A 24,500-nucleotide genomic window follows, 5' to 3' on the forward strand; every position below is an offset into this window, starting at 1 on the left:
AAGTACAACAAGGGGACATAGGTATGGCATTTATCGTTGGAATTGATGGGGGGGGCACGAAAACAGCTGTCACCATTACGCATGACCAGGAAGACGCTTTATTCACCTTTACTGTAGGGCCTATTAATTATAACGGTGGTGATACTGATGCTATTGCCGCCTCCTTTGAGGAAATTTTTAGTCAAACGAAGCTCTACTGCGGTAATTTACAAGAAGTTGCTCATATATGTATAGGTGCGGCAGGAATAAGTAATCCGCTGGTCATCAATTTTTTGGAGCAGCATGTGAGAAATAACGGTTATATCGGGCCATTAACGATTACTGGCGATCAAGAAACCGCATTATACGGGGCACAGAATGCAATGCAAGGCATCATTCTCATTGCTGGTACAGGATCGATTTGCTTTGGGGTCAATGATAAAGGAGAGCAGCATCGCACAGGAGGCTTTGGTCATCTGATTGATGACGAGGGAAGCGGTTATAGCATTGGGCGCGATCTATTATCCGTATTAGTTCAAGTGGAGGACGGAAGAATAACCGATACGGTCATCCCAGCGATGGTGTATGAGCAGCTTGGATTAAGCACTGTGAAAGAGATTATTGGCTTTGTTTATGATAAAAATACGACGAAAAAAGATATTGCGCAGCTCGCACCGATTATGACGATCGCATACGAGAAGGGCGATGCACATGCAATAGCGTTAGCGGAGAAATGTGCAGCCAATCTATATGAGCTTGTTGTGCCTGTTATTGAACGGCTTAAGCTATATGAAAGTCCGATTGCGATTGCAGGAAGTGTGCTGCAAAAGTCTCGCTTTGTGAAAGAAGCCTTGGAGCGAAAACTTGCACAGAGCTACCCGCAAACAAAGCTGATTTTGCCGATTAAGGATGCAGCCTACGGTGCTGTCCTGTTAGGAAGATCAAAAATGAACAACGAATAGTTTTTGTCGCTATGGAAAAATAAGGGTGTGTCATAAGTCCGAGCAGTTGGACTTGCGACGCACCCTTATTTTAAAATGGTAGGAATCAAAAATGGCTTAAAATTTATCGGTCAAATAAAACACGGCTTGTTGTTTCGGAAATAGAGCTTGAAGGATGTTAGCGTGCTCAGTACTGTCCTTTGCTGCGCCTGCTTCATTATAGCCGAACATGATATAAGTCATTAGCTCGCGTTCATCTACTTCTATTGAAGTATAGGGATTGGTATGATTACTAGCATCGGAAACAGAAAGCCGCTTTTGCTTATAATCCAAGTAGATACAGTCCTCATTGCTGCGAAGTGCAATATGCAGCTCCTGGTCTGCAATTATGTTGCTACGGTTTAGGCGATCTTCTAATTCAGGCTGAAGCTTATGGAAAGTTGAACTGAGATTGATCATTTTCCACATCGCCATATTGATTTGAATTGAATTTGCTTGATGCTGTTGGTAATAGGAATATAGCATATGGTCCTCTGGGAGCATCGCTAATATTTGCTTTGCATTTTGGCGCAGCTGACATAAGGCATGAAATAAAGCTTCAACGCCGTTTTCGGCTTCGTTCAAATATAATAATTCATTAATAAATACTTGTTCAGTATCTTTCTTTTCAATGATGCCATAAGCGACGATTTTTCCATTTCTGCGAAGGAGCAAGCAGTCGACTTTCTTCCATTCCGGCCAGGTCAATAAATCATTCCAATACGTTCTACTTCGGATCACGGTGTAGGTACGATTCTTATTGAATTGTTCATAGATGAAACGGATATCATCGAGATAACAGGCTTCAAAAGGGATGATTTCATCACTGTTTTGCTGCTGCTCCAAACTTGCTGGTTTTTCAATTGCGAAAGCAGTCTCCGGAATAAGTCTCCAGCCAGCCTTTTCATAAAACGCATGCTTGCTAGCCAAAAGCAAGCTTATATCATAATCGGTTTCTTTCATATAGTTGGTCTGCGCATGAAGAATTTTGTGTGCAAGCCCCAGCCCGCGGTAATTTAGATCTGTACCGACACTCCCCATTGCACCCGTTTTCAAGATCGCTTGACCGACTCTAATATGAAACGGAAAAATTTGTACATTGGATGCAATCTTACCGTCTACCATCGCAAACCAGGTTGTATCTGGATCATATGTGGTGTCGAGGTCTAATCTTTCTTGGAAAAAAGCTCGGCCTACGGAAAAGCATTCATCTAAAATATCGTAAATCTTTTCAAGCTGCTCTCTAGTTGGATGGTTCATTACGATGATGTTTGGTGTCGTCGTCATCTTTCATTTCCTCCTGCGCCGTAATGTTGGGATAAATTTAATAAATGAAAAAAACGGTTTTTTGGAATTTAATTTCTTATTTATAGTTTAATATTGAAAAAAAAATTCGTCAATAATGGAACGTGTGGAATCATAGATAAACCGTTCAAGAACTTTTTGCGAAAATCGGAAATATTTTCATACTCCTGCATTTGTTGGAGCGGGTTTAATTGCGGGGAAGTTTGATTTCGCAAATTGAGCTAGACTTAAATGAATTGCCAGAATCAGAGAAAAAAGTAGCGGAGTACATTCTTGCAAATGCTAAAGAAGTGCTGCATATGACCATACATGATTTAGCAACGAAAGCGGAGGCAAGCAGTGCGGCGGTTGTTCGTTTTTGCAGGTCGCTAGGAATAGGTGATTTCCCTGCACTGAAAATCCGATTATCAGCGGAAGTAGAAAATACGCCGTATGTTGGCTATTTTGATGTTGAATCGAATGAAACGGTGCATTCTATCATTGATAGTGGATGAAATGAAGCGTCCGATTTATCGAGCGATTGTAGAGAAATATCTTAATGGAACAAACCTGAGCAAGTACTATTTTAATCATGGAAGGACTTATTTATACTCTGACGCAGTAATCCGCACCAATGCAGATACGAGGCGAGTCCTTTACCTTCACAGAATTTCAAACAGATGTACTTGCCATAATTCAGTTGTCAGTTGAGTAGCTCTGCGTAGCAAAAAAACTGGATAAATTGTTAATTTCACCCCTATAGTCACTAAAATCGATTATAATAAAATTTATGTTCAAGTCGATTACCTATCCTAAGTTAATAGGATAATCATACGCAAAAAGGCATAGTGATGAATCGCCTATGCTATAAGGGTTATAGAGTTTTCAAATACACACTTATGTATAAGAGGAGGCGAATGATATGACGATAATGCCTGTTATAGTAATGATCTTAGTATTTGTACCTGCCATTGTACTCATGGTAAGCATGCCTTATTTAACAAGAGAGACGATTAGTTTTGGGGTCACCGTCAGCCCTGTACAATTCCATAGTGAGCCTCTGCGCCAGATGCGGAAGTCATATGCTAGGATTAGTGCTACCTTACATACCATCCTATTCATTGTTTGTATCCTCTGTCTAATATACGGTGATGAACATTCCAAGCAACCAAGTTGGATCATTGTCACTTATTCACTCGCCATGGTCGTAATCTCCCTAGTCATAAACATTAGCTATCATTTCAAAATGAAAAGTTTACTACCTATGCTGCCTATTGCTCTGGAACCATCGATCATGGCAGTGGACACTGGATTTCGGAAAAGAAACATTGGCTTGTCTAATAAATGGTTCCTCATTCATGTTTTAATTATTGTTGTTACTATTGTAAATGTGCTACGCAACTACGATCTGATTCCTGATCAGATTCCGATCCATTACAACAGCAGTTGGAACGTAGACGGCTATGCGGCTAAATCTTATAGTTCTGTGTTTATGCCTACGATCATGCAAGTGTTCATAACACTTTTGTTCATATTTGAGAATTGGAGTATTCGCAGAGTAAAGCAGCAGGTTCAACCCAATGATCCTAACCGTTCCATCAGACAAGACGCAACTTACCGCCGTACTTGGTCATATTTTATGCTTACAGCAAGCTTCTTAATAGTTATCCTGTTTTCTGTTGTGCAACTAAACATGATATCTCTGCTTAACATGAGTTTCGCTATCCCTATTATCCTAATCATAATAGCCCTTATCATCCTATACGCCTTGGCCTTAACGTTCTGGGCTGGTCAGGGCGAAAGCCGCTTGGAGCGATCTGCCGATAGCTCCAATGCCAGACCTGTCCATGATGATGATAAATGGCTATTAGGTATGATTTATTTCAATCGCAAAGATCCAAACCTAATCGTCAAGAAAAGGCTCGGAGTCGGCTGGGGATTAAATTTCGGTCACCCAGTAAGCTGGCTGTTCTGGCTCGGAATTATTGTACTGTTAGTTGTGGTGCGGTAACAAGGCTTGGAGGTTAATACTCGCCGGAGTATTGGCGAAGTTAGAGTTTCGAAACAGAATATTTACCGAGAAAAACGCCTAAAGGGCGTTTTTTATTATCTTTAAGGTTCTCAGTAATATCTTTTTTGAATTAAATCGCATATTAAAGAGTATTTCTCGTATTAATAACCCTTTGTTACAATCAGATTGTTATCTAAAGGAGGGTATAAAATGAACTATCGCAAATTAGGAACGAGTGGCTTACATCTAAGTGAAATTGCTTATGGTAATTGGATTACACATGGTGCTCAAGTGGACAATGATACTGCCCATGCTTGTGTTCGCGCTGCATTGGATGTAGGGATCACAACATTTGATACTGCGGATGTATATTCCGATACGAAAGCTGAGATGGTGCTGGGTCAAGCATTAAAAGGAGTGCACAGAGCTGATATCGAATTGTGTACCAAGGTGTGCCATCCCACAGGGACGGGACGTAACGCAAGAGGTCTGTCTCGCAAGCATATTATGGATGCGTGCCATGCTTCACTGAACAGATTACAGACGGATTATATTGATATCTACTATGCGCATCGCTTTGACGCAACAGTATCCCTTGAAGAGACCTTTTTGGCCTTTTCGGATCTGGTGCGTCAAGGTAAGGTTCTCTATGTCGGGATAAGTGAGTGGACGGCGGATCAGATAGCAGAAGGTGCTATTTTGGCGAGGGAATTGAAGGTGCCATTGGTGGCTAGTCAACCTCAATATTCGATGTTATGGCGTGTGATGGAGACGGAGGTGGTTCAAGCTTGTGAGCGGGAAGGGATTGGACAGGTGGTCTGGTCACCGCTTGCTCAAGGGATTCTTTCAGGTAAATATATGCCAGGGCAACCATTGCCAGAGGGTTCTCGTGCTTCAACCGCTTCGGGCTCACCATTTATGAATAAATTGGCGGGTCAGTGGCTTCGGACTGAGGTGCTTGAGGCGGTCTCGAATCTCTCTTCCATCGCCAGTGAAGTTGGGTTGACGCTTCCACAGTTGGCTATAGCATGGGTGTTGCAAAATCCACAAGTCTCCTCTGCAATTATTGGGGCATCCAAGCCTGAGCAGGTTATAGAAAATGCCAAAGCTGCAGGAGTTCGTCTGGATAGGGAAGTGATGTTGGAAATCGATAGGGTGCTAGAAGGACTCATTGAACGTGATCCTAGAAAAACGGGCTGAATATTATATTATTCACCATTAATAGCTTCTGAACTCATTTGTCCTATGATCTCTAGTAACGCGGATAAGGAGGCACGTTCGCAATCGGTTCTCCAAGCGGCATAAAGGGGAATCGATGGTGTGCTTTCTTCAAAGGGACGAAATGCGATACCTTCACGCTGGAAAATAGCAACTGAAGAGGGCACAATGGAAACTCCAAGATTTGCAGCTACCAAATTTACAATGGTGTACATCTGAATAGCTTCCTGTACAACATTCGGATACATGTCGTGTTGGGCGCAGAAGCTCATAATGAGGTCATGAAAAGGAGCTCCTAAATGACGTGGGAACGATATAAACGGCTCTAAAGCTAAAGAGCGAATGGATAACACCGGTAATTGAGCTAGGTGATGCTGCTCTGGCAAAACGGCAATAAGCGATTCATTGACTAAGGGACGATGGTCGATATGCTTACCCGACTCTGTATAACGTACAAATCCAATGTGAATCGTTCCTTCATGTAAAGCCTGCCACTGCTGAGCAGACGTCATCTCATGTAATGAGAGTTGTACTTGTGGATAACGTTCCCGAAACATTTTTAACATATTAACCAATACTCCACCAGCTGCAGAATCTATAAATCCAATGTTCAAATGTCCGATAATTCCTTGATCGACTAATTGTGTTGTTTTAATAGAGCGTTCCAGTTGAGATAAAATGGATTTAGCTTCCTCTAGAAATACCGCCCCCGCTGGCGTTAGACGAACTTGTCTTTTGTTCCGTTCTAATAGTTTCACACCAATCTCATTCTCCAGAGCTTGAATTTGCTGGCTTAAAGGAGGCTGCGTCATATTCAGCTTCTCTGCTGCACGGTTAAAATGCAGTTCCTCTGCTACTGCGATAAAGTATTGTAACTTTTTTATGTCCATACTGTTCAATCTCCCTTGAAATGTTTCTCCAAGCAAGTATAAGGATCTTTAAAGAAAAATGAAAGGAATGACATGTCCTCTGAGGTGTTTTATTCGAGTGCCAAATGCGCTAGACTTGGAATGGGTACCCAGAACAATGATGTACTGTTTGATTGGTCAAAGGGGGAGAACGACGATGATAAGAGGATTAACAACAGCAGGTTTGGGTGAGATTAGTTCCAATGAAGAATACATCAGACTTGCGAGCCAATTCGGGTTTAGGTCCATAGACGTCAATCCATTAGAGTTGGTACAGCAGCATGGCAAGGGTGGGGCAGTTCAATTGTTGGAAAGTCATGGCGTCATGCTAGGATCTTTTGGTTTAGAGGTAGATTGGCGCACGACAGAGGATAGCTTTAGGGAGAGCCTGAAATCGCTTACCCAGATGGCAGAGGCCGCTGCTGACTTAAAGTGCACCACATGCTGCACATATATTTTACCTTCGACAGATCTTCCGGTCGCACCGTTTATGATTGCAGCCACTAGACGTTTAAGACTATGTGCAGAAATATTAGGCGCTTATGGTATTTCGCTAGCCTTAGAGTTCGTTGGCCCTCATCACTTACGTACACAATGGGCAAATCCGCTGATCTGGACGATGCAAGATACGTTGAACTGGATGGACACCATTCAAGTGAGAAATATCGGCTTGTTGCTGGATTCCTATCATTGGCATACAAATGGATTAACAAGCGAGGATCTGCTGAAATTACAACCGCATCAAATCGCGTATGTCCATATCAATGATGCTAAACCTCTGCCCATAGAAGAATTGCTTGATTTTGATCGATTGTATCCAGGGGAAGGGGCTATTGATCTAACAGGCTTCCTGGGAAGCCTTACAAAGATCGGGTATACCGGCGTTATCGCCCAAGAAGTGCTGGCACCAGCCTCCGCACACAGTTCATCTGAATTACTTTCCCGTTCCAAAGCAGGTTTCGATAAAGTATTCTCATTGCTAGAAATCTAAACACATCGAACCCTACATTAGAAGAAGCGTTAAGGAAGGAATCAACTATCTGCTCTATGGGATAGTTGATTTTTTTCCTCTAAACATAGGATTACATACGTCTATAGGCCTCTTAATATAGTATAATCATACTGTATTGCTCAAAGTTGAAGATAGGGATATAGCACTATTAAATACTATTGGCGAATGAGGAGTCTATGAGAACTTCGGAGAATAAAATTAAGTTAAGTCATATGTTGTACATAGTAGTATTCATCTGCCTGCTGATTGCAATACGCTGGAGCTGGTACAATCATTTTACTCTGTCTAATCCTCCTGTAGTGGAGCAAGGTGTGCTCGATTTGCGGGGAGTAGACCTTGAATCACTAAGCTCCTTTCCACTGGATGGAGAATGGGAGTTTTATCCTGAACAATGGGTGAATGCCGCCAATATGGATCGTATTTTAAAAGGTCGGATGCTTCAGGTGCCGGGTAATTGGAGTACCGCATTTAATCCTTCAGAGCAAAAGAAGGCATATGGATACGGAACTTATCATTTGCGGATTCTGCTAGATCGCCCCTTGTCTGAGCCGCTTAGCTTTTGGTTCCAATCCATCTATACTTCTTCTGAAGTGGAGATTAATGGAACAATTCTCTCACGGTTTGGAGTGTTATCTGACGAGAAGGAAGAGCATGTTTATGTGACGAAAGCATTCTTAATCAGTTATACACCTACAGATCAGAAGCATCTGGATCTGTTTGTCCGGACGTCAAACTATGAGTCTCCACTAAAAGGGGGCATAATTCGGTCCGTGGAGTTTGGCATTCAACATGAAGTAGACACTATATACTGGAATTCCATTGGCTTGCAGCTAGTCGTAGGGGTCATGCTTCTTCTACATGGGTTGTATTTATTGATTATCTATCTGATGGATGTACGAAAAACAGAGCTGATTATTTTTTTCCTAATGATGGTCGCTGCGGCTGTATCCATTGGGGTTGAACATAATGGACTAATGTTCCGGTTTCTTCATGTTGATTTTGCCTGGATGTTGAGGTTAAAGGTTCTTTCGTATATAGGGTTTTGTCTGTTCCTTTTATTGATGGGAAGAGAACTATTGGGGAATCGACGGAAAGGCAAGGCGTTTTATAGTTACATCCTGTCAGTTCTCATTTTTACTTTATTTATTATTGTAGGTCCTGAAGAGGCAGTGTTATATATCATCGGAAAAGGGTATTACATGATCCTGTATTACGTTCCAGTGTGTTGGACGGTATATTATTTTTGGAAGATGGTATCCTTACGAGCTGAAGGTGCTCTATTTTTATTGTTTTCAGTGTTAGCAGTACTAAATAATATGTTGTGGGGGGCTGTCTACTATGCCGGTAGCTCACAATTTATGTTTTATCCCGTAGATTTAATAGCTGCCCTTGCCGCATTTTCCGCTTATTGGTTTAGGAGATATTTTCATCAATCCCATCAAAATGTGTTACTGAACGCTCAATTGGCGGAATCCAATAAATTAAAGGACCGTTTTCTAGCCAATACATCACATGAGCTGCGCACTCCACTGCATGGGATTATGAATATTGCCCAAAGTGTGTTAACAAGAAAAAAACATGTGCTGGATGAAGAGAGCCAGCGTGACATGGAATTGCTAATTATGGTCAGTCGCCGGATGTCGCTTATGCTGAATGACTTGCTTGATGTTGTGCGATTGCAGGATAAGCGGATTGTGATGAATATAAAGGTCTTGCAAGTGAGGTCATTGGCTGAAGGTGTACTGGATATGTTACGCTTCTTAACCGGTGGGACGAAGGTAGAGCTTCGAATGTCTATAGATGAGAAACTGCCTCGTGTTTATGCGGATGAGGAGCGATTGGTGCAGATTCTGATTAATTTAGTTCATAACGCACTAAAGTACACCGAACAGGGAAGTGTTGAACTGGCCGCAGAACAAGTGGGTGGGGATGTATGGATACATGTTACGGATACAGGAGTAGGTATGGATGAAGCTTTGAAAAAGCGTGTTTTTATGCGCTATGAACAAGGGGCTTACGGTCAAGGCGGCATTGGGCTGGGACTTAGCATCTGTAAGGAGCTGGTCGAACTGCATGGCAGTGAATTATTGCTGCAATCGCAGCCGGGTCAGGGAAGTAAGTTCAGCTTCAAATTACCTGTAGCCAAAGGGGGCCGGCAGTCATCTATTCCAGATGTTCATACAGAAAAAGATTCGGATCCATTGTCACCATTCAGCACGTGGATAACTGCTGAGAAATCAGCTATGGTGGCTCCCACCTATAATACAAAGGAAGTAGAGGCACTCTCGAAGCTCGATACAGACGCTGACATCATACATGTGCTGGCGGTTGATGATGATTCGGTCAATTTAAAAGTTCTGCAAAATATTTTATCAGATGGAGCTTATCGGATTGATACAACGACTTCAGCCCGTGAGGCGCTGGATATGTTGCATCATGAGCAGTTTGATTTGGTTATCGCTGATGTGATGATGCCTGGCATGTCTGGTTATGAATTGACAAGATTGATACGCGAGCGGTTTACGATGTATGAACTTCCTATTATTCTATTGACCGCCCGCAGTGAACAGGAGGATGTCTACGCAGGTTTCTTGGCTGGCGCTAATGACTATGTAACTAAGCCAGTAGATGCCATAGAATTGAAGTATCGTGCTTCGTCGCTCACGTCAATGAAGCAAGCAGTCAATGATCGTTTGAGAATGGAGGCTGCTTATTTACAAGCGCAGATCCATCCACATTTTCTCTTTAATACATTAAATTCGATTATGTCCTTGAGTGATTTTGACACTGTCAAAATGAAAGATCTTTCAGATGCGTTCACTACTTATTTGCGGATCAGCTTTGACTTCTTAAATGCAGGCAAACTTGTTTCGCTGTCGCAAGAGCTGGAGCTGGTCGAGAATTATGTATATATCCAGCAGCAACGTTTTGAGGAGAGGCTGCAAGTTGAATGGGAGGTAGACGCGAATCTCCAGCTTCTAATTCCTCCGCTGACGATTCAGCCACTGGTCGAGAACGCCGTCCGGCATGGGATCTTAAGTCGGGCAAAAGGTGGAACCTTGCGCATTCACATCGAGACACATGCGGAGGCTGTTCATTTTATCATTGCAGATACGGGGATTGGAATGGATGAAGCTCAAGTCAGTAAGTTATTGCAGCCAAAAAGCCTTAAGGATCAAGGAATTGGGCTCCTTAATACAGATCGGAGATTAACACAATTATATGGACAAGGCTTGAAGATTCAAAGTATTCCTGGGGTGGGAACTACAGTGTCTTTCATTATTCCTGATTAGGATGGTTGTAAAACCATCCTTTTCTGTCCAGCTGTAATTGAGTGGATGTGATTTGGATGATCAATTCTTCCACGGCGGATAAGGTTGCAATTATACAGACAATGGTTGTCCAAATGGTGTGGGTACTATGGGAAAGCCATAAAGGAGTTATAAATAAGAGGAGCCCGGTGAGTTTATTACCGTAGGTATGGATGCTTGCGTAAGTTTTGAATTTCCGGAGGGCGATCCCTATCGATGTTATGCGGATGACCGCGATCAAGAAGATCCATAAGATAAATTCGAGTGTAAGACCCAGAAACGGATACAAAGTAAATAAGCAGATCCCGATTAGTATCGTGTCGGCAGCAGAATCCAGCTTTGCTCCGAGATGACTTGTTGTGCCTGATTTTCGGGCAATTGGACCATCTATCAGATCGGTGACTCCGCAAAGGATATAAATTACAAGAAAGGCCGAACTTAGGGGCTCGAAGAATAACAGCATGATTGCCAAAATAATTCTGCCAAGTGTAATACAATTAGGTATAACTTTCAACTTCAATCCCACCTTTGTTCATGACCTCATTTAATTTTATTGTACCAGAGGCAGAGTATATGCTATATGCTATATGCTATTTGGAAAAGGATTATAAGATAGTATTGAAGAAGTAGTGAAGTAGAAGTGTAGATTAGGATTCTAGTGGTAATTTAGGAGGGATTTTATGAAGCAGAATACAAACTTAAAGGTACATACATTAGCTGATATCGAACATCTGAAAATTCACGGCAGAACAACAGGTTTACTTTCTCCACTAACGTTATTTTGGACAGGCAGTGCGGTCGAATTAAATGTTAAAAGTTCTGAGCTATGGCTTGAAGTAGAAGCAGATTATGATGTTTATGAACCTTGGATTAGCATCCTGATCAACTCTGTTCCTGTTAGCAGACAAATGTTAGTAGCAGGCCGGTATTGGATTTGTGTATTTAGAGGCATGAATGAACGTGTTGTGAAAAATGTACGTATTGTAAAAGATGTACAGGCAATGAGTGGAGACCCTGGCTGCTCTTTGCAGATACATGCGGTGAAGATGGATGGGAAATTTCTGCCGGTTGCGGACAAACCCCACAAGATAGAGTTCATAGGTGACAGTATAACATCCGGTGAAGGAAGTATAGGTGCCAAGGCTGAAGAAGACTGGATTCCAATGTGGTTTAGTGCCATTAACAACTATACTAGCATGACGGCAGATGCTTTAAATGCAGAATATAGAGTTATTTCTCAAAGTGGCTGGGGCGTCCTTACTAGCTGGGATAATAATCCGCACGGTAATATCCCTGATGGTTATGAACAGGTTTGTGGTCTTCTAACTGGAGCAAAAAACGAAGCTTTAGGAGCTTTTCAAGCACATTCTTTTGAATCCTGGCAGCCAGATGTTGTGGTAGTTAATCTAGGAACAAATGATGGGGGCGCTTTTCATTCGCCAGAATGGAAAGATGAGGTAACAGGGGAAAGCCATAAACAACGCTTAAATGAAGACGGGACCTATCATGAGGATGATATACAAGCTTTTGTCGATGCCGCCGAGAAATTTCTGATGAAGCTTAGAAAAAATAATCAACATGCACATCTCGTATGGGCATACGGGATGCTTGGTATCCCCATGATGCCGGCGATCTACCGAGCGGTCGATGCTTATAGCAAGAAAACAGGGGACAAGCAGGTTTCTGTGTTGCAGCTTCCGAATATGACAGATGAGACCATAGGGGCAAGAAGTCATCCGGGAGCATTAGCTCATGAACAAGCGGCAAAAGAGTTGACGGGGTATTTGAAACGGATTCTAGCGGGCGAAAGTTAATGAGGAATTCATAAAAAACAAGCCGGAGCGAAAGGAACACGCTCCGGCTTGTTTTATTTACTTTAGTCTATTTGGTGGATACAGACTTGAACCATTCGTTAACTTCTTTGGTGATTTGATCCCCACCATTTGCTTTCCAGTTGGAAACAAAGGAGTCAAAGGCATCTACTGGAAGCTTGCCGTAAATGATTTTGTTGAAGGTTTCCATTTCGGATTGACGAAGCAGATTCCATTTGGATACCATCGTTGGTGTCGCAGCACCAGTGAAATAGTTCTGTCTACGAATGTCTATTTGCGACATAACAACTTTTGCAGCGGCCCAGTTTTCCGGTTTACGGAACTCAGCCATTTGTTTTTCATAAGGAGTTACAGGGGTTTCACCATCAGCAAGTTTAACCAATGTCTTCATGAACAGATCAGGAATACGAGCCGGTCCAGTTAAGAAAGGAAACTCATTGGAGAAGTCTTTAATCTTCTCTTTATCACTAGTAGGCTTTCCATCAATCATGTCCCAATCGTAGCCTTTAGCAAAGCCGTATTCAAATTCACTACCAGCTGCAGGATTAGCTAGGTTATCAAGCAAGTAGTTGTAGTATAAGAAAATTGCTTCAGGGTGCTTCGCATCTTTGTTAATCATGATACTAGCGTTTACCCCAGAGTTCTGCCATTTGGTACCGATGAGTCCGTCTGGACCTGCTGGAACCGGATAAGCTTTGATCTTCGCTCCAGGTACATTTTTCATAAGATCGGGAGCCGGCCAGTCTGGAACCCAGTTTGCCCCTGGTAGAATACCTGCGGCGCCTTTTGTCCAGCTTTCAGCAGATTTACCTTCATCCCAAAGTGCGGAGTCTGTGTGAATATAACCTTTTTCCATCCATTCACTAAGCTTAGCAAGGGCTTGTTTAGCTCCTGGATTAATGGAACCGTATTCTAGATTGCCGTCGGCATCTTTATTCCATTGTTCCTCAATCGTACCGTAAGCACCGAATAACCAGTCGAGTTGGCCCATCCAGGTGTTGGTATTATTTTTTAAAGAAATCGCAAGTGGGAAAACATCTTTAGGTGCTAGACCGTCAGGGTTTTCGTTCTTAAATTTGTCCATGATATTCTCAAGATCGGCGATTGTTTTTGGAGCCTGAAGGTTCAGCTTTTCCATCCAATCTTCACGTAACCAGAGAAGGGTATCGTCATTATCAGTATATTCAAGGATCGGCATATTGTATTTCTTACCGTCTTTTGTGAATGGATACCAAAGTTCTGGGTGTGCTGCAGCATGATCTTTTAGAATTTTATTAGCATATTTGTCGAACAACTCATCAATAGCAATGAACTGACCGGAATCAATCAGTTGATTGGTCAATACTGCATTGGTTGGTACAGAAACGAAGTCAGGCAGCTTTTCGCCAGAAGCAATGGCAAGCTGAAGCTTTTGTCTGTATTGATCGTCATTGGCAGGATACCAAGTATCTTTATGCTTCATACCCAGTGTTTCCAGCATCCAGCGATCGTGAACATTGTTTTCTTTGGTATCGCCTTGAACATATTTCTTCGGCATCAATACCGAACTGAACTCGATGGGTGGATCGTATTTACCTTTTTCAAAAGCAGCATCTGCTTCAGATAAACTAGTCTCAGACGATGTGGTATTGTTTTGTTTGGCGTTTTCATTATTTCCGCCGCCACTGCCACAGGCTGTGAGTGTGATAAGTGCTGTGACCGTTAACAACGACCACATTTTTTTGAACTTGATCATTCTTTAATTCCCCCTACTGTGTATGATCTTTACAAGTGTAACTTTAACAACTAGTCGGGGATGGCATCTATATGAGATTTTTAGTTTCGATAGGACTCTATCATGCTATTTATTATTGTCTCGATATTCCTGCGGTGTTACTCCGAACTGTCGTTTGAATACTTTTATAAAATAAGCAGGGTCCATATAGCCAATCTCCATGCTGATTTCATAGACTTTTTTAGAGGTAGTCTTCAGCTTATGACAGGCGCGATCCATGCGCAGGCGCGAGATATAATCGCTTATTCCTTCCCCCGTTTCAATCTTATAAATTTTTGATAAATGAGTCGGATGGAGGTTTACATGGTCAGCCAGAACCCGTAATGAAACATCTAAATGCAGGTTTTTGTCTGTGAAATCTTGAATCTTTTTCACATATTCAGATCTGATGTCTTTAATTTCGTTGGACGTTCCTTCTTTCAATTTGCTCAGGATGCTGAGGGACCATTTTCTAAGTTTACCGATGGTCGAGAACGCTTCACCGCTTTGCAACCAACCGAGATCGTCTCCCACTAAGTTAGCTAGAGTATGCCCATTTCGGTGTGCGAGATTCGTGAAGGATGCAGTGATTAAAAAACCGGCCTCCATGCAATGCTCCCACGATTCAGACCATTTCTCATCCAGCTCCGCGCAGACAGCAAGTAGTTTCTCTTCCGCAGCATCCCAATGCCCACTTTCAAGCAGGTGAATTAGTGTCGGCGGGGTGTAAAGGGCATCCAAAGGACCTTGGGTAGTGGAAGGCTCAAATTCGCTGACCCGCATTACGAATTCGCGCTCGTCTCCCACGATCTGCCGGAAATAAGCTGTAGCCTGACGGAAACGGCTCGACACCTTCTCGGGAAACTGGAACCACTCGGTAATTACTATGGACAGGGAACCTTTCAGAAATTGCTTAACCTTATACTGAAGCTGTAAGGAAAGCTTTTCTAGGATGGTTTCTTTGCCGATGTCGGATCCTTTCTCTTTAAGCTGAAGCAGAAACACAAGATATCCATGTTCTTCTTTAACGCCCCAGACCTGCATAAATTCACCCATAATCTCTTCAGCCATATTGATGATGGCATATTCAATTAAGGTTTGATCATTATTGTTATAATGGCTAAATTCTTCTTCCATGCGTACAAGCATCAAAGCGCAATCGCCAGAATGGAAGGGCAAGTCATAATTTACGAGCTTCCGTTCCCATTCGCCAGCTTGAAATTGATGACCTTGCAAGGCATCAAGCAGCAGTTGACCACGTAAAAGCGGAAGATTTTCCCGTAGGGTAAACTGGGTTCGTTTAAGCGAACTGATAAGTTCCCATTCTGTGTTCAATTGCTCGATGGCAGTTTTGACTGCACCAATGATTTCATCATCAGTAGGTGGCTTAAGCAAGTAATCGACGGCATTATGCTGAAGTGCTTTTTTGGCGTAATCGAACTCCGAATGGCCTGATAAAATAATACATTTAATCTTTTTATCACGTTTTCTTATCCGCTCTATTAATTCAATTCCCGTCATTTCGGGCATTTGGATATCCGAGATCACAATATCAATAGGGTTGGTATCGATAATTTGTAGCGCTTCACGTGCTGAATACGCTTTATGCACCTGTTCAATGCCTAGCGTATGCCAGGGTTTAGTCATGGCAAGATTATCTACCCAGTGTGCTTCATCGTCTACTATAATCATTTGCATGTTGTTATTCTCCTTGATGATTCTTAAATTTAGAATATTCATCCTCCGTAGGGATTTCCCAGATAATCTCAGTTCGGAAACCTCCAAGAGGGGATGGTTTAAAGGTTAGACAGGATTGATTACCGAACAGGTGCATGATCCGCTGATTCGTATTCCAGAGCCCACAGCCCATTTCTTCCTGTAATGGCTCCTGCATTTTACGATTCAAAGCTTCTAGCTGCTCCGGATTCAAGCCAGGTCCGTCGTCATCAATGTAGATCTTGCAGAAGCCGTTTGAAATCTCACCACTAATGCTGATTTCACCTGATGAATACGATTTTGCCACTCCGTGAATGACTGAATTCTCCACAATAGGTTGTAGCATTAGACGTGGCACAGACTGGCTTAACATGTTCTCAGGGATTTCGATATGATAATCAATTCTGGCATTGCGCAGTTTTTGAATATCCAAGTAGTTGACGAGCAGCTTGATTTCTTCATCCAGTGACGCGGTTTCCCGTTCCATTCGGGTAGTATAACGATAGTAAGCACTTAAATTATAAGCCATTGAGACGACAGCGTCCTCATCCTTCATTTGGGCCATATTGATAATATAACCAAGGCAGTTATAGAGAAAATGCGGATTGATTTGCGCCTGCAATTGCTTAAGTGTAGCTTCGCGGGCACGGATTTTCTCATTGAACACATTCTCTATCAGGTCTTGAATTTGATGGGACATATCATTAAAGCGATGGAATAGAAACGAAAACTCGTTCCGGCCCTCGTTATGAAGACGTACAGAATAATCTCCACGCTGCACGCGCCGTAAGCCTTTAATTAGCTTTTTGATAGGGTATTGAACATTTCTGTATAGTAAAATGGAAGCGGAAATCCCCATAACAAACAGCAAAATCATCGAGATATAGAACAAATCCTGACTGAGCGAAATGGGTTTTAGGATTTGATATAGAGGGACAACATCTATTAAATTCCAATCCAAATAAGAGGACTTCACAGAGCTGACCAGGTAATTCTTGCCATTGAGTTTGACTACATCCTGGGTAGTATTCTCAGGTGAATGTTTATCCAGGTAACGAATGAGTTCTTCAGATAACTGCTTGTCCGCACTGCGATTCAGAATTGGAGAGTTCCCTTTATGATAGAGAAAAGGATCACCTTGCCCACCTTCTTTGTACGTATCCAGCATGTTCTGAATATTCTCATAACTGAAGCTGGCTTCAATCACCAAGTTGCTTCCCGTCAACATCCCCGGCTGAGCTAAGGAATCCGTATAGAACCAGTAAAAGGATTTTAGCTCGTCTTTAGATTCCAAGCTATGATCGCCATACGTCCATTTTCCACTCATATTTCTTTTTAAGTAATCCTCATCATACCCAAATGCTCGATTGTAGTTGGAGATGACATCTTTATTTTGCTGTGAATGTACGGCATATCTGGCAGGCCAAATATCTGCAACCCCGGATTGAAGCACCATCTTTTCCTGAATGACATACCGGGTCTGCATCTGATCATATCGATCCGCCCAAATGTTTAATCCGTTGAAGGCTCTGACATTGGGATCTCTAGAAAGGATAAGGGTGAAGTCCATCATCTGATTAATACGCGAATCAATTTGACTGGACAGAAAAGTGAGCTGCTTCGTATTGGACACCTGCAGCTCTTTGCTTACAACATCGTATGTGACGTTATTTGAAAAGGTATACATGATAATAATGGGGATGAACAAGAGTATGATCAGGCAGTTTATTTTGGCAAACAAACTAAACCGGGATTGTATTAATTCTCTCAGGGATGTAAAGCGCTTCCATATATTCATAAATGTACCCTCCAGATGATGTCCTAATAAAACCATATCAAGCCTAACAATGTTATATAGTCAAACCTGAGAAACGCCTGATACTATTTATAGCAGAGATCCCCATCACACACAAAATATTTTTTTTGGGAACAGGAGAGAGCTATGGAGGCTAATTCAATACAGCAGGTAGGCCTGGAAAATAAACCAAGTATAAAAAGAAAAAGAAAAAAAGGCTATAAACAACCATGGGTGCTCCACTTCATGGTATTACCGGCGGCAATTATGGTTTTTATTTTTTCTTATATCCCCATGTCAGGAATACTCATGGCATTTCAGGATTATAAGCCTGCATTAGGATTTTTTGATTCCGAATGGGTCGGACTTAAGCATTTTAGGTACATGTGGGAGAACGATTATTTCCTGCAAATTACCTGGAATACACTGTTTTTTGCTTGCTCCAAAATTGTTTTGAACCTGATTATTCCTTTTATATTCGCCTTGTTGCTCAATGAGGTAAGGAATATGGGTCTTAAAAGATCTATTCAAACACTCGTCTATCTACCGCATTTCTTGTCTTGGGTTACCCTTTCAGGAATTCTGATCGATATCCTAGCACAAACAGGGATCGTCAATCAGTTTATTTCGTCCGTTTTCGGCATAAAACCGATCTTTTTTCTAGGGGACGGCAACTGGTTCCGATTTACCATCATAGCCAGTGATGTTTGGAAAGAATTTGGTTTCAACACGATCATTTTCCTAGCTGCGCTATCCGGCATTAATCCATCACTTTATGAAGCTGCTGAAGTGGATGGGGCAGGTCGCTGGAAGCAAACGATGTATATTACCATACCAGCACTTATTCCAATTGCTATTGTAATTGCGACCTTGGCACTGGGCAATGTATTGAACGCCAACTTTGACCAGGTATTTAATCTATATAGTCCTTTGATCTATCAACAAGGGGATATCATTGATACCTTTGTGTACAGAGAAGGTCTTCTCAGCGGACAATTCAGCTTTGCGACCGCAGTTAATCTTTTTAAATCGGCAATTAGTTTAATTCTAATCGTTATTTCATACCGACTTGCCTATAGATTTGCAGGGTACAGAATTTTCTAGAAAGGATGACAACAAATGTACCATAAAACCCTTCCATATCGAATATTTAGCATATTCAACAATGTGCTCCTAACTATCCTTTCGGTGCTCTGCTTGCTGCCATTGTATCACTTACTCATGGTATCTCTTAGTGCGTCCGCCCCAGCCAATGCTGGATTGGTCACCTTTTGGCCAATTGGCTTCACTTTGGAGGCCTATGCAAAAACTTTTAACAACACTAATTTTCTTACATCCCTGTGGGTGTCGGTAGAGCGGACGATCCTAGGAACAGCACTTGCACTGGTTGTAAATACGGTTGCAGCCTATGCTCTTTCTAAGGAAACTAGAGTTTTCCGGGCGCGTAATATCTATCTTTGGTATTTTGTCGTAACCATGCTGTTCAGTGGGGGTCTGATTCCGGGATATATCCTGATTCTAAAGCTCGGGCTGATGAATTCTTTGATGGCACTTATCCTACCTGGATTGGTAGCCGTATTTAACATCATTTTGCTGCTGAACTTCTTCCGTGGTGTACCTAAGGACCTTGAAGAAGCAGCCTTTATTGATGGAGCGGGACATTTTAAGACCTTTTTGAAAATATATTTACCAGTCTCCTTACCAGTCATTGCAACGGTATCCCTATTCATGATGGTGGGTCATTGGAACTCTTATTTTGACGGTATAATCTATATCAGAGATTCGGATAAGCTGCCGCTGGCGACGTTTATGCAGACCATTATCGTTCAGGCAGATATGTCCAAGCTTGATCCGTCAGCTGTAGCTAACTTGTCTCAACGGACCATACGGGCTTCACAGATTTTCATAAGTGCACTACCGATATTGTTGGTTTATCCATTCCTGCAACGTTATTTTGTGACAGGGATCGTAGTCGGCGCTGTAAAAGAATAGTCAAAAAAGAGGGAGTTACTGGACTAGTCCATGTAGCTCCCTTTTTTTGTAGGTATGGCATGCAAATAAGCATCCCGAGATGAATTGCGCCTTCTAAAATACGGTGCTATACTTTTGGCATGAAATATGCTCGGAGGTGGTACAGTGCTAATGTTGAAATGCCCATTAGCTAGAAGTTCCTCACGCAAAGCCTAATATAGGGCGATACTTTGCGTGAGGTGCGATGGATGGATATATCGCCCAACTTAATTTTATCGTTTCTATAAATGGGCTTTGCACCTTATGAACTTTTAATATAAATAAGGGGCTGAAAAGCGATGTGTACACCATTTATTAGAAACCATCAATATAACTTAATTAAGAAACAAACGAAATTTGTTCTGCATACCCTGCGAACCGTTGCGGATCGCAGAGTCTTGGAGACTGTAAGATATAGTGCTGCTACGAACATTATTGAGGCATTTCCTTTTCTTACGGAGAATCACAAGCAGATGCTGGAACAAATATCGACCTTCGAAACTGCAGAAGATTTCCAGAGATATCTTAGTGAATTAGAACCATACCTAGAGTCATATCCGACGATTACGCTGAAGCAGATTCAGAAGCTATTCCCTAAGAATAAGAAACTGAAAGTACCTGATCTACAACTCATCGACTATCGCAACATAACGTATTTGAGTTGGATAGATATTGCCAGTAATAAATTATTCATTATCTATCCGTACGAAGGACAGTTCATAGGTATTGAGGGTAGAATCACACCAACGCACAAAAAAGGGTACTGCATGTTCTGCAATCGGCATCAAGAGCTTGCATTCTTTTATGTTAAGACCAAGAATGTGAACGTTTCGCCGGATAATATTTCTGCTGTGGGTCAATACGTATGTCTGGATAATCAGGAATGTAATCGGAGCATAACCGATACAGCTAAGCTTGAGAGGTTCATTCTCTCTGTCCGCAAATAATGTTTAGAAAAGGCTCCCTTAGTGGGAGCCTTTTTGTTAAAAATATCGTCAGGATATAGACAATTCGTTTTATTGAAGCAATGGGGCGGGACATTTGTGGATATAATGAGATTCAAGAGCTGAATGAATAATATAAGCGTTTACAAACAGAAAATTTGAGTAGTTATAAGAATAGTCAGAAAATTTCCATATGACGTGCTTTGTTACTTAAGCTATAATGAGGTCTAAAAAAGAAAACGGGGCGTTATAATGAATCAAATTAAGGGTAACAAAAATCTTCTCTCGGAGAAGGAGGAACGCTTCTCTTCCGCGGGCTTTATTTTTGCCGCCATCGGCAGCTCGGTTGGACTAGGAAATATGTGGAAGTTTCCTTATATTACAGGGGAAAATGGGGGGGCAGCTTTTTTCCTTCTTTTCATCGTCTGTTTGGTGCTGATAGGGTTACCGGTGCTGTTGGCAGAACTGGCTATCGGACGCAGCGGGCGTGGTAGCGCGGCGACCTCTTTTATGCGGGCTGGAGGCGGGAAGAGTTGGTTTGCAGCTGGAATGTTGCAGGTACTTGCGCCGTTTCTAATTCTCTCCTTTTATATTATTGTTGCTGGCTGGACGCTGAACTATTCGATGATTGCTTTTAATGGACAACTATTCAGCACTACTGATTATGCAGGCGAATTCAATTCGTTTGTCTCCGGATATATGCCGATCGTTTGGCAGGGGATAGCCATTCTGATTACGGCGGGTGTAGTCATCCTTGGTGTATCAGGCGGGATTGAGAAATTTAACAAAGTATTAATTCCTGGTATGGTCGTACTCCTTGTAGTGTTAATGATTCGCGCGGTAACCTTACCGGGTGCATCCGCAGGGGTTTCCTTTTTCCTAAAACCGGACTTTTCAGTGTTGACAGCGGAATCTGCGCTAGTTGCATTGGGACATGCCTTCTTTTCATTATCGCTCGGGATGGGGATTCTCCTGACATACGGATCTTATGTTGATAAAAAACAATCGCTGGGTACCGCTGCCATCGCAATCGGTGCGGGAGATTTGTTATATGCTTTTATCGCAGGCTTGATTATTTTTCCGACGACGTTCTCATTTGGTATTGCTCCTGATCAGGGGCCTTCGCTGATTTTTATCGCTTTGCCAGCCGCTTTCTCGGCTATGCCTTTTGGTGCGCTCTTCGGCGGTTTGTTCTTTATCTTGCTGGCGATTGCTGCTCTAACCTCAGCTGTATCGCTGCTTGAAGTGCCTGTATCCTTCACAATGGAGCGCTGGAATTGGAGCCGGAAACGTTCGGTTTGGATTTTGACGCTGATCTGTTTCCTTCTTAGTATTCCTTTAGCGATGTCACTGGGAATGTTCCCGGAGCTAACGATTGGTGGCAAATCTCTATTTGACGGGCTGGATTTTATCACCTCTAACATTATGCTGCCGCTTGGAGGTCTGCTGATTACCATCTTCGCCGGTTATTTCTGGAAAGGTGCAGCGGAAGCCGCTGGACTACAGGCGCGCTGGTTCCGTGTTTGGCTGTTTATGCTCCGTTATGTGGCGCCGATCCTAGTGTTCCTAGTGCTGCTCCATACCTCGGGGATTATTTCCTTCTAATTCTGAAATTTATTTATCCAAAAATAGCTCTACGACCCTTGCTGGTTGTAGGGTTTTTTTGTGTTGAAAAGAGGGGATTAAATTGAATTTTAATTCCTACTTGACTAGGTGGAATAATTGGAATATAGTATAAAAAAGCTTGAACGGTATGGAAGGGAATGTAACTAACTAATCCATTCTTAACTAATAATTGTATACAATTATACAAATATATTATTGGGGTTCGGACCCCACAGATTAACGATGAGGAGCAGTATAGAAATGGCGATACGATCACGAAGGTTATCCAAGGATAATACCTACTATGAATTAAAACAAAAAATTATTGATAGCGAGTTTGAACCGAATCAACCTGTAAATGAAGAAAATTTGGCGGCCTTGCTCGGAGTCAGCCGCACACCTCTAAGAGAGGCGATACAGAGATTGGAGAACGAGGATTTTCTGGTTCGACAGCCAAATGGAAGACTGCGGGTAGCTTCAGTAACCCTTAAAGAGGTTGAAGAAATATTTCTTATTCGCAGCATGCTTGAAGGCTATATTGCAAGAAGTGCAGCTAAGCATGCCACAGAGAAAGATATTGTGAATTTAACGACGATGATTACAAAAATGAAACACTCGTTCCAGCTTGGTGATAATCAGAATTTTGTTACATATGGATTTGAGTTCCATGATTATTTATCAGAAATCAGCGAACTAAAAACCTTCGAGAAGGTTCTGAATCAATTAAGAGATCATTCGCTTCGTTATTGTCGATTCGTCTCTATGCATGGGGATTGGAACACACAAGCGGATGAAGAACATGATCTTATTTTACAAATGATCGCTGCTAAAAATGAAGATGGTGCTGAAAAAGCCATGCAAGATCATATTTTAAGCAGTCTATCGACTGCGCTTGATCGCATCAAAGGGATTGAAGAAAAGCTGGAAGCATAACGAAAGGGGAGTACGTCACCTATGAAACCACTAAATGAGGTTGAGCAAGCTTTAGCTAATCAATTAATAGAGGTTCGCAGAAACCTTCATCGTGAGCCTGAATTAGCGTATGAAGAGTTTAAAACCACAACAAAATTACGGGAATGGCTGACCCAAGCCAATATTCACATCCTTGACTTGCCTCTACAAACCGGACTCATCGCAGAGATTGGGCAGGGTCACGGACCCATAGTGGCCATTCGTTGTGATATTGATGCACTTCCCATAGAGGAACAAACTGAATTGTCCTTTGCCTCAGAGATCCCAGGAAAAATGCATGCCTGTGGTCACGATTTTCACACGGCTACTATTTTAGGTGCTGCATTATTATTAAAGGCTCGTGAAAGTGAATTACCTGGAAAGGTTAGAGTATTGTTTCAACCCGCGGAAGAAACAGGGCATGGGGCGGAAAGTGTCTTAGCCTCGGGAGGACTCCAGGATGTGGCGGCTATATTTGGTCTCCATAATTCACCTGACTTACCTACGGGAGCTTTTGGAACAAGAACAGGAGCTTTAACAGCCGGTGTTGACCGGTTTGAAATTACAATAAAAGGTGTCGGCGCTCATGCTGCTTATCCTGAAAAAGGTGTGGATACGATTGTAACTGCGGCTCAAATCATTACCGCACTACAAACCATCGTAAGTCGTCAAAACAGCACCACGGAACCAGTTGTGCTAAGTGTTACCCGAATTAATGGAGGCTTCACATGGAATGTATTGCCGGAAAAAGTCGAATTAGAAGGTACAGTAAGAACTTATAATGAAGAGATTCGCCGCAATATTCCGATACAAATGACTCGTCTTATCGAAGGAATTGCGGCGGGAGCTGGGGCAGAGGCACAGTTACATTGGTATCCAGGTCCACCCGCAACGATAAATCATGGGGAATGGGCGGACTTTACCAAAAAGATCGCCTCAGATTTCGGCTATGAAGTACATGATATTCCTCCACAGATGGGTGGAGAAGATTTCTCTTTTTATTTACAACAGATACCGGGTGCTTTTGTGAATATAGGATCAGGTCCAGCCTATCCCTTACATCACCCTCGTTTCGATGTTGATGAAGCTGCGATATTACCAGCTGCTAAGTATTTCGCTTTATTGGCAGAACAAGCGCTGGTGAAGCTGCAAGAGGAAGCTTAATCCTATATATGATTGAGGGGAATGGAA

The 24,500-nt window shown here is 42.3% G+C and carries 19 protein-coding genes; 13 read left to right on the forward strand and 6 right to left on the reverse strand.

The window, feature by feature from the left end; all coding sequences use genetic code 11:
* The first annotated feature begins 23 nt into the window (after positions 1–23).
* Complete coding sequence (locus tag MHH60_RS13645) at positions 24–941, forward strand: N-acetylglucosamine kinase (protein WP_076134438.1); 918 nt, start codon at positions 24–26, stop codon at positions 939–941.
* 96 nt (positions 942–1,037) lie between these two features.
* Here MHH60_RS13645 and MHH60_RS13650 read toward each other — a convergent pair whose 3' ends face one another.
* Entirely contained in the window at positions 1,038–2,246 is a 1,209-nt protein-coding gene (locus MHH60_RS13650) for a GNAT family N-acetyltransferase (RefSeq protein WP_076134439.1), read from the reverse strand.
* 209 nt (positions 2,247–2,455) lie between these two features.
* On the opposite strand from MHH60_RS13650, the gene MHH60_RS13655 reads away from it, so the two are divergent.
* The 3 genes from MHH60_RS13655 (at position 2,456) to MHH60_RS13665 (ending at position 5,454) form a co-directional block, all read left to right on the forward strand.
* On the forward strand, positions 2,456–2,758 hold the full coding sequence (locus MHH60_RS13655; protein WP_076134440.1) for a MurR/RpiR family transcriptional regulator: 303 nt from the start codon (positions 2,456–2,458) through the stop codon (positions 2,756–2,758).
* 407 nt (positions 2,759–3,165) lie between these two features.
* Entirely contained in the window at positions 3,166–4,254 is a 1,089-nt protein-coding gene (locus tag MHH60_RS13660) for a DUF1648 domain-containing protein (RefSeq protein WP_076134441.1), read from the forward strand.
* 210 nt (positions 4,255–4,464) lie between these two features.
* Complete coding sequence (locus MHH60_RS13665) at positions 4,465–5,454, forward strand: aldo/keto reductase family protein (RefSeq protein ID WP_076134442.1); 990 nt, start codon at positions 4,465–4,467, stop codon at positions 5,452–5,454.
* A gap of 8 nt (positions 5,455–5,462) precedes the next feature.
* Here MHH60_RS13665 and MHH60_RS13670 read toward each other — a convergent pair whose 3' ends face one another.
* Positions 5,463–6,362: a LysR family transcriptional regulator gene (locus MHH60_RS13670; protein ID WP_076134443.1), complete on the reverse strand. Its 900-nt coding sequence runs from the start codon at positions 6,360–6,362 to the stop codon at positions 5,463–5,465.
* Positions 6,363–6,537: 175 nt separating this feature from the next.
* Here MHH60_RS13670 and MHH60_RS13675 point away from each other — a divergent pair, with 175 nt between their 5' ends.
* Both MHH60_RS13675 and MHH60_RS13680 read left to right on the forward strand, forming a co-directional pair.
* Positions 6,538–7,371, forward strand: coding sequence for a sugar phosphate isomerase/epimerase family protein (locus tag MHH60_RS13675; protein ID WP_076134444.1), 834 nt, complete (start codon positions 6,538–6,540; stop codon positions 7,369–7,371).
* Positions 7,372–7,604: 233 nt separating this feature from the next.
* Complete coding sequence (locus MHH60_RS13680) at positions 7,605–10,685, forward strand: ATP-binding response regulator (protein ID WP_341161138.1); 3,081 nt, start codon at positions 7,605–7,607, stop codon at positions 10,683–10,685.
* Here the strand turns inward: MHH60_RS13680 and MHH60_RS13685 are convergent.
* A complete protein-coding gene (locus MHH60_RS13685; RefSeq protein ID WP_076134446.1) occupies positions 10,672–11,217 on the reverse strand; it encodes a CDP-alcohol phosphatidyltransferase family protein in 546 nt (181 codons plus the stop codon). The two genes, MHH60_RS13680 and MHH60_RS13685, sit on opposite strands and share 14 nt — an antisense overlap.
* Before the next feature lie 166 nt (positions 11,218–11,383).
* Here MHH60_RS13685 and MHH60_RS13690 point away from each other — a divergent pair, with 166 nt between their 5' ends.
* Complete coding sequence (locus tag MHH60_RS13690; RefSeq protein ID WP_076134447.1) at positions 11,384–12,517, forward strand: SGNH/GDSL hydrolase family protein; 1,134 nt, start codon at positions 11,384–11,386, stop codon at positions 12,515–12,517.
* A 67-nt stretch (positions 12,518–12,584) separates the two neighbouring features.
* On the opposite strand, the gene MHH60_RS13695 is transcribed toward MHH60_RS13690, so the two are convergent.
* From MHH60_RS13695 to MHH60_RS13705, 3 genes are all read right to left on the reverse strand, one after another.
* Complete coding sequence (locus MHH60_RS13695; protein ID WP_076134448.1) at positions 12,585–14,270, reverse strand: ABC transporter substrate-binding protein; 1,686 nt, start codon at positions 14,268–14,270, stop codon at positions 12,585–12,587.
* 105 nt (positions 14,271–14,375) lie between these two features.
* Complete coding sequence (locus MHH60_RS13700) at positions 14,376–15,986, reverse strand: response regulator transcription factor (protein WP_036688687.1); 1,611 nt, start codon at positions 15,984–15,986, stop codon at positions 14,376–14,378.
* A 4-nt stretch (positions 15,987–15,990) separates the two neighbouring features.
* Positions 15,991–17,802 (reverse strand): sensor histidine kinase, encoded by a 1,812-nt coding sequence (locus MHH60_RS13705; protein WP_076134449.1) that lies wholly within the window; start codon positions 17,800–17,802, stop codon positions 15,991–15,993.
* Positions 17,803–17,946: 144 nt separating this feature from the next.
* Here MHH60_RS13705 and MHH60_RS13710 point away from each other — a divergent pair, with 144 nt between their 5' ends.
* The 6 genes from MHH60_RS13710 to MHH60_RS13735 all read left to right on the forward strand — a co-directional run bounded on the left by MHH60_RS13710 (position 17,947) and on the right by MHH60_RS13735 (position 24,473).
* Complete coding sequence (locus MHH60_RS13710; RefSeq protein WP_036688682.1) at positions 17,947–18,903, forward strand: ABC transporter permease; 957 nt, start codon at positions 17,947–17,949, stop codon at positions 18,901–18,903.
* Between the two features lie 15 nt (positions 18,904–18,918).
* Positions 18,919–19,791, forward strand: coding sequence for a carbohydrate ABC transporter permease (locus MHH60_RS13715; RefSeq protein WP_036688680.1), 873 nt, complete (start codon positions 18,919–18,921; stop codon positions 19,789–19,791).
* A 317-nt stretch (positions 19,792–20,108) separates the two neighbouring features.
* A complete protein-coding gene (locus MHH60_RS13720; protein ID WP_076134450.1) occupies positions 20,109–20,756 on the forward strand; it encodes a FusB/FusC family EF-G-binding protein in 648 nt (215 codons plus the stop codon).
* 249 nt (positions 20,757–21,005) lie between these two features.
* Positions 21,006–22,358 carry a sodium-dependent transporter gene (locus MHH60_RS13725; RefSeq protein WP_036688675.1) on the forward strand — a complete coding sequence of 451 codons (1,353 nt, stop codon included), beginning with the start codon at positions 21,006–21,008 and terminating at the stop codon, positions 22,356–22,358.
* A gap of 261 nt (positions 22,359–22,619) precedes the next feature.
* A complete protein-coding gene (locus MHH60_RS13730) occupies positions 22,620–23,291 on the forward strand; it encodes a GntR family transcriptional regulator (protein WP_052097124.1) in 672 nt (223 codons plus the stop codon).
* Between the two features lie 21 nt (positions 23,292–23,312).
* Positions 23,313–24,473, forward strand: a complete 1,161-nt coding sequence (locus MHH60_RS13735) for an amidohydrolase (protein WP_036688672.1) — start codon at positions 23,313–23,315, stop codon at positions 24,471–24,473.
* Positions 24,474–24,500 lie beyond the last annotated feature (27 nt).

Source organism: Paenibacillus sp. FSL H7-0716 (genome assembly GCF_038002705.1).
GTDB classification, from domain to species: domain Bacteria; phylum Bacillota; class Bacilli; order Paenibacillales; family Paenibacillaceae; genus Paenibacillus_AQ; species Paenibacillus_AQ odorifer.

What these genes read in the sequence shown, in the direction of transcription:
- MHH60_RS13645 (WP_076134438.1), top strand. Translation starts at nt 24, where the DNA reads ATGGCATTTATCGTTGGAATTGATGGGGGGGGCACGAAAACAGCTGTC.
- MHH60_RS13650 (WP_076134439.1), bottom strand. Translation starts at nt 2,246, where the DNA reads ATGACGACGACACCAAACATCATCGTAATGAACCATCCAACTAGAGAG.
- MHH60_RS13660 (WP_076134441.1), top strand. Translation starts at nt 3,166, where the DNA reads ATGACGATAATGCCTGTTATAGTAATGATCTTAGTATTTGTACCTGCC.
- MHH60_RS13665 (WP_076134442.1), top strand. Translation starts at nt 4,465, where the DNA reads ATGAACTATCGCAAATTAGGAACGAGTGGCTTACATCTAAGTGAAATT.
- MHH60_RS13670 (WP_076134443.1), bottom strand. Translation starts at nt 6,362, where the DNA reads ATGGACATAAAAAAGTTACAATACTTTATCGCAGTAGCAGAGGAACTG.
- MHH60_RS13675 (WP_076134444.1), top strand. Translation starts at nt 6,538, where the DNA reads ATGATAAGAGGATTAACAACAGCAGGTTTGGGTGAGATTAGTTCCAAT.
- MHH60_RS13680 (WP_341161138.1), top strand. Translation starts at nt 7,605, where the DNA reads ATGTTGTACATAGTAGTATTCATCTGCCTGCTGATTGCAATACGCTGG.
- MHH60_RS13690 (WP_076134447.1), top strand. Translation starts at nt 11,384, where the DNA reads ATGAAGCAGAATACAAACTTAAAGGTACATACATTAGCTGATATCGAA.
- MHH60_RS13695 (WP_076134448.1), bottom strand. Translation starts at nt 14,270, where the DNA reads ATGATCAAGTTCAAAAAAATGTGGTCGTTGTTAACGGTCACAGCACTT.
- MHH60_RS13700 (WP_036688687.1), bottom strand. Translation starts at nt 15,986, where the DNA reads ATGCAAATGATTATAGTAGACGATGAAGCACACTGGGTAGATAATCTT.
- MHH60_RS13705 (WP_076134449.1), bottom strand. Translation starts at nt 17,802, where the DNA reads ATGAATATATGGAAGCGCTTTACATCCCTGAGAGAATTAATACAATCC.
- MHH60_RS13710 (WP_036688682.1), top strand. Translation starts at nt 17,947, where the DNA reads ATGGAGGCTAATTCAATACAGCAGGTAGGCCTGGAAAATAAACCAAGT.
- MHH60_RS13715 (WP_036688680.1), top strand. Translation starts at nt 18,919, where the DNA reads ATGTACCATAAAACCCTTCCATATCGAATATTTAGCATATTCAACAAT.
- MHH60_RS13720 (WP_076134450.1), top strand. Translation starts at nt 20,109, where the DNA reads ATGTGTACACCATTTATTAGAAACCATCAATATAACTTAATTAAGAAA.
- MHH60_RS13725 (WP_036688675.1), top strand. Translation starts at nt 21,006, where the DNA reads ATGAATCAAATTAAGGGTAACAAAAATCTTCTCTCGGAGAAGGAGGAA.
- MHH60_RS13730 (WP_052097124.1), top strand. Translation starts at nt 22,620, where the DNA reads ATGGCGATACGATCACGAAGGTTATCCAAGGATAATACCTACTATGAA.
- MHH60_RS13735 (WP_036688672.1), top strand. Translation starts at nt 23,313, where the DNA reads ATGAAACCACTAAATGAGGTTGAGCAAGCTTTAGCTAATCAATTAATA.